We start from the raw sequence: 10,813 nt of genomic DNA on the forward strand, positions 1-10,813 counted from the left end.
TTCTTGATCAAGCAATGCAGTTAAGATTTCACTGCTGTTCACATTATTTGCCTTATTAAGAAGTCTTTCTAGCATTTGCTTATAAACAATTGCCACCTCTTTATTGGGTATTTTTAAACCATAATAATAGTTGATATCTTCTTGTTTAGCATAATCAATTGTCAAATATCCATTAAACAACAATAACCCTAAAACCGTTTTCTCTGCTCCTCTTTCCAAATCTTTAAAAATAGTGGTCTCGGAAATTTCACTTTCCATCACCTGACCATCGATCAAGCCCGTTAATTTCTTTTCAAGATCTGCATTCGCATTGGTCAATAACACTTCTATTAATTCATTTGCTGAGGTATTGACCCAATAAGGTTGTACCCCTTCTTCAATTGAATCAGCAAAATTAATAATTGACCAAGGATTATAAACTTGACTTTTGCCAAATTGATAACCATTATACCATTCCTTCACTTTATCAAACTGTTCTTCCTCTGAGATGGATAATAGTAGAGTCTTTACCTCTTCTTCCTGTAATCCAAACTTGTCTGAAAATGTTTGATTCAATACACTGTAAACTCTAAGGTTATTCAAACCTGAAAAAATGCTTTCCTTCGCAACCCTTAAAATCCCAGTGATTACTCCTTTGTATAAATAATCATTGTCCTTAAAACCTGCTGATAAAAAATTACGCATAAACGTAATCATTTCATTGTAATAGCCCTCCTGCCATGATTTAATAATACAGGAGTCATATTCATCAATCAAGATCACTACATTTTGATCATAAACTTTATGCAAGACTCTTGAAAATAGAATCAAAAAATTGGATAATCTGCTAGGGTCTACCTCTTCACCTTTAAAGAGTTTGTTTAGATAATTAAAATCTCTTTCATCTAATACATCCCTCGAAATTATAGCCTTATAATCATCTAAAAAGTCTTGTAATATTGAAGTGACTTTTTTGATTGACTCTACATAAGTCAACTCCTTTATGTCTTTAAATGAAAGATAAATCACAGGATATTTCCCCTGAAGTTCCCATGACTTTGTCTCCCGTATCTTTAAATGCTCGAATAATGAAGCATTTTCTTCTGACTTTTTAATATCTAAGAAAGCATGAAGCATAGACATATTTAAAGTCTTTCCAAATCGGCGGGGACGGGGAATTAAAATTGATTTAGCACTACTATCAATCACCTCCTCAATAAAAAGAGATTTATCGATATAGTAATAATCTTCTTTGATTACCTCCTTAAAGTTTGATATGCCTATTGGAAATTTTTTCATGCTTATTGCTTTTTTAAAATATCATCAGCCCACGACTTAAGTCGTGGGCTGATGATGCCTGAAATATCACTCTGTAAAGATAACTAAAATAATAGCTTTGTGCTTTGAATGGAGAAGAAAACAAACTTTCACAAAGTTGTAACATCCATATAAAATTCAACATCAAGCATTTGTTAAACTGAAAATCAACACTAAATGAATGTTAATTTACAAACTAAACACTTTGCACTCTATTAACTCTTCTCAATATCTGTTAGGCTTTGTGAAATGCGAAAAACATTTCTAAGTGCATTTACGAATACGATTATATCAGCGATTCTTAAATAGATCTATTCAACACTCTCGTTGTACTCAATAAATTTCAAATCTAAATTAAAGTCTAACTATGAAAACGATAAACCTAAATAGTATCATCAATGCTACAAATATTAATTTGTTTGCAAAAACGCAAGAAGATGCCCAACTATTGATCAATCAACTCAATGAAACCTATCTTGATTATTCCTCTAGAAACACCAGAGAATACTTGAGCCTGGACAATACTATGGACAGAAAAGAAAGAAATCAAGCGACATTGGCCGAAAATGAAGCAAGAATTCTGTACTTGGAAGGCCGTATCCCACAACTTGATGAAGGAGATCTGCGAAGAAAAGAAATGGAACTTGAACTAGAAGAACTTCAAGTAGACGTCAAAAAGACAAACTTCGACCTCCAAAACAGTTACGGTTTTGATATGATTATCAGAGGCCTAAGCTATGACATCAATCAACTAAGAACCACTTCCCTTCTAGGTGTTTTAAAAGACATCTTTGATTATGTAGATGCTCAAAGTTGGACCGTCAATGACTATGGCTTAAAAGCAAAAGCAGTCTAATAAGTAGAAGTACAAATTCAAAATTAACTATGATTTATTTTTGACTTAGTACTTATTAAACCTGAGAGCTTGTACACTGTTACAAGCTCTTTTGGTTTTATACGAAATCAAAAGTAAAGGAAAATTTTAAAAAAAAGGTGAAAATGGTTCGCATTGTGGTCCGTGAGACGTAAAGCATTTCGTCTCTACAGGGGGCCTACTTTCAAATCAATGAACTACTAAATTGAAAAGTTATCGCATGTAGAGCCACAATGCGTTGTGGCTCAAGAACCATCATAAAAACCACCTTTCTTCATTCTTCATTCTTCATTCTTCATTCAAAAATAATCCTCATCATGAAAAACCTCACCCTAGCCGACCGAAAATATATCGAATTTGCCCTTCAAATGAACCGTAGCAAAACAACCATCGCAAGAAAACTAGGCGTTGCTCCCTCCACCATCTACCGTGAAATCAAACGAAATTCAAAACGCTCAAAATACATCGCTACCTACGCACAACAATTGGCCATTGCCCGAAAAAAGTTAACAGGAGGTTTATCCAAAAAGAAAAAGTATTTCAGAAAATACAAAAGAAGAAATCCCTACCGTCTCTATGCCGACCGCAGGCAAATATTTTGGTGCTCTGACTCACCATTAGTCTACTCTAACTACTTCAAAACTCCTTCCCTACATTTAAAATTGAAAAAGAAACGTTACCAAAAAAGGTTAAACAATAAAAAGAAATTCCATTTCAGAAACGACCTCTCTCTCTTCTTACTATTCAAAGCACATAAAGAAAAATACACCCAAGATCAACATACCTCTAAAAGTAACCCTATCGAAATTATCTTCAAGGCAGTAAGACATATTGCTTAATTTTCAGATTCCTACCCCCTTATCACTATTTTCCATATTCTTGTTTTACTATTTTCGTCTACGTCACAGACAACATTTACTTTTATCTCATTATCCCATCAACAATGCTCCGAAAAGGAGTTTTTTTATGCTTGAATTTCGGTGATGTTGCATTTGCTCACGAATTCTTTTTTTATAAATGAGTTGTGGTTGGGGTGTTTGGGAAATAGGTTTATATTTGGGGCGACAAACATTCTGTTTCATTTTTTTTATTTCATTAATGGATCCTTTATACAACTTATTAATCACTCCAGTTTATTTATTGATTATTTATGTTGTAATTGCACCCTATTTTGCTAAACGATGGACAAATAAATACACAAAAAAATATTATTGGTGGGGTTTACATGCTAAATTAACAGGATCTATATTCTTTTGCTTAATCTATCAATTTTATTACGGTGGCGGGGATACTACTGCTTATTTCAATCAGGGGAGTATTTTAGCCGACGCATTTCTAGATTCTCCCGTTATAGGACTTGAAACTTTTTTTTATGATGGAAAAACAATAAGTGGACAAAGTATTTATTACTTAGGCAAGATATATATGAAGCGTAGTCAAAGTACTTGGACAATGGTACAATTATCAGGTATAATTCAATTATTTACTTTCAAATCCTTTTACTCTACAGCTTTATTTTTTGCTTTTTGGTCTTTCTTAGGTTCTTGGAAAATTGTACAATTATTCACCCCGATTTATAAAAAAAATTTCAAATTAATATGCCTTGCTGTTTTGTTTATTCCTTCATGCCTTTTTTGGGCAAGTGGGATAATAAAAGAAACTGTTACTACTGGAGCAATAGGTTTTTTTGTCTATTATTTCGGTAATATTTTTTTGAGGAAAAAAGACTACGTTATATCCTTAGTTATTTTAACTATTACATTTTTTCTTGTAAAGTATATAAAAGGAGCAACAATTTACGTTCTATTCCCATGCTTATTATTATGGGTATTCCTCTTCTACTATAATAAAATAACGATCTTAGTAAAATATACTATTTCTTTATTACTCTTTCTATCCATTCCTTTAGCACTTTTCCTTATTGCACCCAAAATACAAGAGTACGTAGAAAATAACGACGAGTTTATAGCGGCACAACGGACTATTTCTGGCTTTCAAGGAGATCATGGTAGTAGCTGGCATACTAACAGGGGGCATGGTGGAGGTCAGGCATCCACTTATCATTTAACTACGGCAGGTGACTTAAGTATTTTTGGCATGTTAAAATCACTACCTGAGGCAATTAGTTACACTTTGTTCAGACCTTTTCCATGGGAAACAAAAAAAGTGGTTCAACTCTTAGGATCATTTGAAAGTTTTGCTTTTCTGATTCTCACAATTTATATTTTCTTGAAAGTCGGAATTATCAATACTATAAAGCAAACTTTCACAGATCCTAATCTAGGTTTTGTATTAAGCTATGCACTTTTCTTTGGTTTTATTGCAGGGTATATTTCATTTAACTATGGTGTACTACAACGCTTTAAAACTCCTATGATGCCCTTTTATACCTTATTCTTAGTGATACACTATCAGTATATTCTTAAAACTAAAACGAAGGAAAAAAAATCATTCAAAAAAAGATAGAAAGTTATTTTGATTAGATTGGACAGAATAATTCTCTTGTATTTTTTTTCTAGCCTCAATAGACATGGTTTTTGTATAAGCATTTTCTAAAAAAGTAGATAATGCATTATACCACTCCTCTTCTGAAGAACAGATAAAACCATTAATACCGTCATCTACAATATTTGTATTCACCCCAACAGGAGACACAATAGCTGGAATACCCAATGCCATATACTGTAGTGCTTTAAAACCGCATTTCCCTTTTGCCCAAATATCATCTTTAAGAGGCATTATCCCTATATCAAACTGCATCAAATCTTGTATTTCAGTCTCTTTTGACCAAGGTTGATATATAAGTGATTGAATGGGAAACTTAGGATCTTCATTCGAAATCATCCTAAATTCAAAATCATATTTTTGCTCTAGCTTTTGAAATACTGGAATTAAAAATTCAATATACTGTGCAGTAGTCAGTGTCCCCGTCCAACCAATAATTGGTTTCTGATTTTGCTTTTTCCTAAAAAGTGATGGATTATGATAATTTTCAGTATCAATTGTCGTTGGATTGATGACTACATTCTGATTATATTGCTGTGCATACTCTTTAAGATATTGGTTTCCAACACTTACAACAGAGGCCCATCTGATAATCCAATTTACTTTACCATACATCTTCAGTTTATTAAACTTTGCATTGTGCTCAGAATAATTGGGTAACCAAATTGCGTCATCAAAATCATAAATGACTTTCTTTTTTAATACTTTAGCAATAATGAATTCAAAAATAGGAGGACCAATATGAGATGCTTCTCGATGAATAAAAACCTTTTCAAAATTACTTAATTGAAACATTAATCGAAATCGTTTAAAAAAAGCACTTAAGATGGCCATTGACTTTTGAAAAAAATGTCCTGGTTGGTGAAGAATCTTCCAGGCATCTAAAGTTAAAAAAGAATGATACTCATACTCAATACCATTCTCTTTTATCAAATCTAAATACTGTTCAAATCGAAATCGCTGTGATGGAGCAATAGATTTGGGGTAAGGTGCTAATATTAATATTTTCATAAATTTTTAAAAACTAGAGAATAGATTTATACACTTTTTCGACTATAGAAAATTTACGATTGTTTTTTGCTAATTCTACTATAGTATTAGTCTTCTCCGAACGTTTCACCTTGTCTACAATTTCAACAATTTCGTTTAATGCCTTATGATTATTTTTACTATCCCAAATAACACCAATATTATTTTCTTTTATCAGATTTGAATCATCACCTATACCCTCTGAAATTAAAATAGGAAGTCCATTTGCCCAATATTCTCCATTCTTAATAGGAGAAAGGCCTATTTTAGAAGGGGAAGGTCTATGTAGAGAAAAAGCAAAATCTGATGCTGATAAATAATTTGGTACTTCACTATGAGGCACAGATCTAATAAAAACATTGTTTTCAGAAGAAAACTGACCCTCAAATTCTTCTAGTTGTGGTGTTAAAATAATTAAATGATGTAAAGAGGATAAGTTTATAAAATCCTTAAATAAATTAACCGCTTCAGAAGAATAATAAATCCCACCTATTTTACCAACATAAATGCCAACAATAGCATTTTCAGGAATCCCTAAATCTTTTCTTATACATTCTCTCTGCTCATGTATAAACTGAAATTTTTGAGTATCAACACAACATGGTCCTACTTCTAGAATATCACTTTTAACCCCTTCGGATATTAATTGATTTTTATAATTATTAGAAACAGTTATTATATTTTGAGCATATATTTTTTGTTTCTCTTCCCAATATTTCTCCATCAAATATCTTGGATCATATTTAGACCAAACACCCGATTCTAACATATAATCAGCATGTGGCTCAAATGACTCTACAACAAATGGAATTTTATTTTTTTTCCAAACCATCCATGCAATCGCACCAGCAGGAGCTCCTCTTGCAATGATTTTATCAACATTTTCTTTTTTAATGAAATCAATTAATAATTTTGGAAAAGCAGTAAAATCTTTCAGTTTATCTTTCAATCCATGACCTGTAAAGAAAGGAATGTGCTGTATTTTTAAAGTATCAAATTTCAAACTATCGATATCACCATCTCTTTCCATTGAAAAATAAAAGATCTTTTGAACTGAATCAAAAGATGCAAGTATCGAAAGGTGTGGATAAATAGTTGCCACTGACAAGCCTTCATTGGCTCCCCAGTAACCTAGATATAAAACTTTCATCTATTTATTAATAAAGAAATTGCTGTTGATGTATTTGTAAATAAAGAACGGATTAGAAAAAAAAGTCCTCTTTTATACTGACGAGTATGAAAAGAATAAGCAGCGGTTGTATAATAAAAATGGCTAAAATATTTCTTTTTCTCTATTGGCGTTAATAAAATATTTTGACGAATCAATTGAATATAATTGATATAGTCTTCTACTAGCGTTGGAGAAATTTTTCGAGACATACTATTCTCTAAAATTCTATAATACATCACTCCTCCTTTATAGTACCCAATTTTACCCTGCTGTAAGACTTGATGTAAAAAATAGCGATCTGCAGTATTGAATAATATATCACTAAATTGGATTTGGTATTGTACCAAAATAGATCTTCTATATAGGTATGAAGATGGGCAAGTTTGTGTATTTTCAGAAAATGTTAATAATTCCTCTCTTGTAGTTAAAGCCTTAAAATATTGATTTAATGATTTCCCTTCAGCATCAATATTTTCTACATCAGAAGCTACTCCTAAATAATTTCTATTCTGTTCTAAAAAAGAAACACTCTTTTCTAAAAAATCCTCAGACCAAAGGTCATCGCTGTCTAAGAAAATAATATAATCTCCTTTTGCTTTTTCAAATCCCTTATTACGGGTAATTGACACCCCTTCATTCTCTTTTTTAAAAATCTGAAAACGTATATCCTCTTTTATATACTCTTGTATTAAAGTAATTGATGTATCTTTTGAACCATCATCAACAATCAGACATTCAAAGTTACTATAGGTTTGATTTAATATACTTTTTAATGTTGGTATAATGAACTTTTCTGCATTATACACAGGGATTATAATGGATACTGTACTATTTTTCATTTGTCGAATTGATAACTGCTTGTTTATGTTTCAACTTCAAAAATGGTGATTCATAAAAATTAAATGATAACCATGAGACTAAAATTGATAATAAAGTAGAAAAGATAAAAAATGACAACATATTTAATATGGTAGCATCACTACCATGATAACAGTATTTATATAGTATCGTTTGTATAAGAGGATGATATACATATAAACCAAATGATATTTTACCTAGAAAGATAAAGACTTTATGCTCGAGTATACTTTCATCTTTACCAAAGACATTTATATTGAAAAGAAAAAATATAACACATGATACCGCTAATATATTTGATCTAAAAATAGAGTATATAGGTAATAAATCAAGAAACGATAATAATATCAACAGTAATGCCCCTCCATAGATATATTTGTTTAGTAACTTATGAAAGTTATAATTACGTAGAATAATTGCACCAATACCACCTAATGCCATGGCATCAAACTTTGTTAAATTCAAAAGACCAAACTGCCAACTCCATCCCCCTATTACCAAATTAACACCAATTTTTAATGAAAAATAGGTGATAAAAAAAATAAATATTGTTTTGAAATGATTCTTGGTTAAAAATAACAAAGGCCAAAAAATATAAAATTGTTCCTCTACTCCTAATGACCAATAATGTCCTAAATAAGGAAATGTTTCTGTTATAGTTAAAGCATAATTAGGTATAAAAGTAACATAATACCATAAATTATTGTAGGCATCAAAATCATTTTCATTTATTAATACATATAGTACTGTCAAAAAAAGATATAAAAAGTAAATAGGCCAAATTCTTAATATTCTCCTTATATAAAACTTTTTTATATTAATACTCTTAGTTTTTTCTTTCTCTATCAACAATAAATAGGTTATTAAAAAACCACTTAAAGTAAAAAAAACTGTAACACTCTTTGCTCCAATATCAGAGTGAAAGTTAAAATATGGCAAAGAATGAGCTAATAAAACTAGAAGAGCTGCTGTGGCACGTACAAAATTTAAAGTAGGTAAATATAATACTTTAATCCCGTTATTGTTTTTCAAACCCATAATTATTAAAAAATTATTCCTAAAATGAACTTCCAAGTATATTATTTATGAATATTGGATAAGTTCTTTTTGACAAAAAATTATTTATTGATTCAGTATCTATTTTTTTATTACCTTCTAAAATCTCTTTAAGTAGATAAATAAAATCTTCTTTATTGTTTATTTTAAATATGACCTTATTTTCCAATTCGATAATTTCTGAATCAATACTTGTCACAATAGGTTTTTTTTGTACTAGATAATTTAATATTTTAAGAGGCGACCTGGAACCTACTCCTTTATCTAAATTAAACTTATAGACTGTTATACATACTTCAGAGGCCGCAATATAATTTTTAAGTTTTTGAGCATGAACTACTCCTAGATAATGTAGGTTACCATTAAAATTTACTCTTTTTCTAATTGATTTCTCTTCATTATCTTTTCCAAGTAAAATAAAATTAACATTAATATTCTTAGTGATTTTTTCAATTAATGAAAAGTCAACATCATCATTTAATGTCCCTACAAACAAGATAAATTTACCATAATTTTTTTTTATCTGCGAAACCTCATTTAAATCTATTTTATATTCTTCCTCAGATATAGCATGTGGTATCTGTAATATATTTGTATATCCTTTTTTCTTAAAGTAATTAAAATAATGAGGACTTGTACATACCAATTTTGATGCTTTTTTTTCCAAAATAGGATGAAATTTTTTTGTAGCATCAATTGACATATACGGATCAGCAATATGATAAATAATATTCTTTGATAAAGGTTTATAAATAAAGCGTAGAGGGTCAAAAGACCACATTAATGATTCTTGTATTTGAAAAACTCTGTTAAATTTATAGTAATTAATGTAATCATTTATTCTCATGATCAGAGATGGAATAATTCGAACGGGTAAAAAATTCCTATACTCTAATACCGTAAGGTTCTCCTTTATCTTTTTTTGTTCAATCGAAAAGGAGAACAAGTCCTTGAACTTCCAACTCGATGGTGCATTGACAAAAAAAACAGTATACCCCTTTTTAGAGAGCTCATTAGCATAATGTTGCTTTGAATACCAAATATCTCCCCAAGGTTCATTAGAGATTATAAATATTGGTTGATTTTTATTCATTGAATAATTCTATATATATAATCCTTAATAAATAATTTTCTGAGACGATTTTTTATATTATCAATATCTGATGTTTGATAAAGAAGAAAATTCAGCCTATTAAAAGAACTGAAAGGTTTAAAAATCTGAATTCCAAATCTCCAAGTATGTCTTCTAGTGAAATCAAAAATTAAATTTGAAACTTTTTCTTCACCTAATGCTTCTATAAAATAATAATAAGATTTATATACTTCAGGAAGTAAACCTGCTTTATCATATGACCACGCCTTACTATTACCTTGAGTTATAGAAACTTTGTAATCTTCAACAAAAATCCCATTATAATTTAAAATACAATAATTAGTAAAAAACATAAATAAATAAACGTTTCTCCAATTATCTTTTTCTAGGTACTTATCTAGTAAGTTTTCTCTCCTTAAAACAATACCTGACATCTGATGTGAAAAATGTCCAATCTCATACATTGATTGATAACCAGCCTTTTTGGTCTCATAGGTAGGGTTCTCAGAAGCAAAAGTTTCAAATTCATTCCGACCAACTATATTTATGTTTCTTGGTAAGATAAAACCTAACTCTTCATCCCTGATATGCTTTAATATAAATGCTAGATAACCATTAGGTAAATAGTCATCGTCTCCCAACCACATTATATATTCAGCTGAAGATTTACTTAAAACCTCAACTGCATTTCTCTCTAAACCAATATTTTCCGAATTCCTAAAATATTGAATTGATAATGATGGATTATTGTGTTTGAATGTACTTACCAATTGCTCTGTATTGTCATCTGAACAATTGTCTGAAATAATAATCTGAATTTCATTTGAGTGTTCTATTTTACTGATATAATCACTCAATAAATTCAAATTAAAAAGCAAATCCTCACCCCTATTAAAAGTTGGGATTAAAATATCTAACAGCATAAGTTTGT

The 10,813-nt window shown here is 30.2% G+C and carries 10 protein-coding genes; 3 read left to right on the top strand and 7 right to left on the bottom strand.

Annotated elements, in window-relative coordinates; translation table 11 throughout:
* A partial coding sequence (locus HHU12_RS09305; RefSeq protein WP_169656469.1) for an AAA family ATPase occupies positions 1–1,278 on the bottom strand: 1,278 nt, incomplete at its 3' end.
* 385 nt (positions 1,279–1,663) lie between these two features.
* Between HHU12_RS09305 and HHU12_RS09310 the strand changes: the two genes are divergently transcribed.
* From HHU12_RS09310 to HHU12_RS09320, 3 genes are all read left to right on the top strand, one after another.
* Positions 1,664–2,152, top strand: a complete 489-nt coding sequence (locus HHU12_RS09310) for a hypothetical protein (RefSeq protein WP_169656470.1) — start codon at positions 1,664–1,666, stop codon at positions 2,150–2,152.
* A gap of 335 nt (positions 2,153–2,487) precedes the next feature.
* Positions 2,488–3,009 carry a helix-turn-helix domain-containing protein gene (locus tag HHU12_RS09315; protein WP_169656471.1) on the top strand — a complete coding sequence of 174 codons (522 nt, stop codon included), beginning with the start codon at positions 2,488–2,490 and terminating at the stop codon, positions 3,007–3,009.
* A gap of 301 nt (positions 3,010–3,310) precedes the next feature.
* Positions 3,311–4,636, top strand: a complete 1,326-nt coding sequence (locus HHU12_RS09320) for a hypothetical protein (protein WP_169656472.1) — start codon at positions 3,311–3,313, stop codon at positions 4,634–4,636.
* On the opposite strand, the gene HHU12_RS09325 is transcribed toward HHU12_RS09320, so the two are convergent.
* Genes HHU12_RS09325 through HHU12_RS09350 form a run of 6 tightly spaced genes read right to left on the bottom strand, consistent with a single transcriptional unit; the run spans position 4,619 to position 10,805 of the window.
* A complete protein-coding gene (locus HHU12_RS09325; RefSeq protein ID WP_169656473.1) occupies positions 4,619–5,686 on the bottom strand; it encodes a glycosyltransferase family 4 protein in 1,068 nt (355 codons plus the stop codon). The genes HHU12_RS09320 and HHU12_RS09325 overlap by 18 nt on opposite strands.
* Before the next feature lie 13 nt (positions 5,687–5,699).
* On the bottom strand, positions 5,700–6,854 hold the full coding sequence (locus HHU12_RS09330; protein ID WP_169656474.1) for a glycosyltransferase: 1,155 nt from the start codon (positions 6,852–6,854) through the stop codon (positions 5,700–5,702).
* Complete coding sequence (locus HHU12_RS09335; protein ID WP_169656475.1) at positions 6,851–7,714, bottom strand: glycosyltransferase family 2 protein; 864 nt, start codon at positions 7,712–7,714, stop codon at positions 6,851–6,853. The genes HHU12_RS09330 and HHU12_RS09335 overlap by 4 nt, the downstream gene beginning before the upstream one ends.
* Positions 7,704–8,765 (bottom strand): acyltransferase family protein, encoded by a 1,062-nt coding sequence (locus HHU12_RS09340; protein ID WP_205959835.1) that lies wholly within the window; start codon positions 8,763–8,765, stop codon positions 7,704–7,706. Before HHU12_RS09340 ends, HHU12_RS09335 begins: the two co-directional genes overlap by 11 nt.
* Positions 8,766–8,790: 25 nt before the next feature.
* Positions 8,791–9,882: a glycosyltransferase gene (locus HHU12_RS09345; protein ID WP_169656477.1), complete on the bottom strand. Its 1,092-nt coding sequence runs from the start codon at positions 9,880–9,882 to the stop codon at positions 8,791–8,793.
* Positions 9,879–10,805 carry a glycosyltransferase family 2 protein gene (locus tag HHU12_RS09350; protein ID WP_169656478.1) on the bottom strand — a complete coding sequence of 309 codons (927 nt, stop codon included), beginning with the start codon at positions 10,803–10,805 and terminating at the stop codon, positions 9,879–9,881. The genes HHU12_RS09345 and HHU12_RS09350 overlap by 4 nt, the downstream gene beginning before the upstream one ends.
* Between the last annotated feature and the right edge of the window lie 8 nt (positions 10,806–10,813).

The sequence above is a fragment of the Flammeovirga aprica JL-4 genome (assembly GCF_012844305.1).
In the GTDB taxonomy this organism is placed as follows: domain Bacteria; phylum Bacteroidota; class Bacteroidia; order Cytophagales; family Flammeovirgaceae; genus Flammeovirga; species Flammeovirga aprica.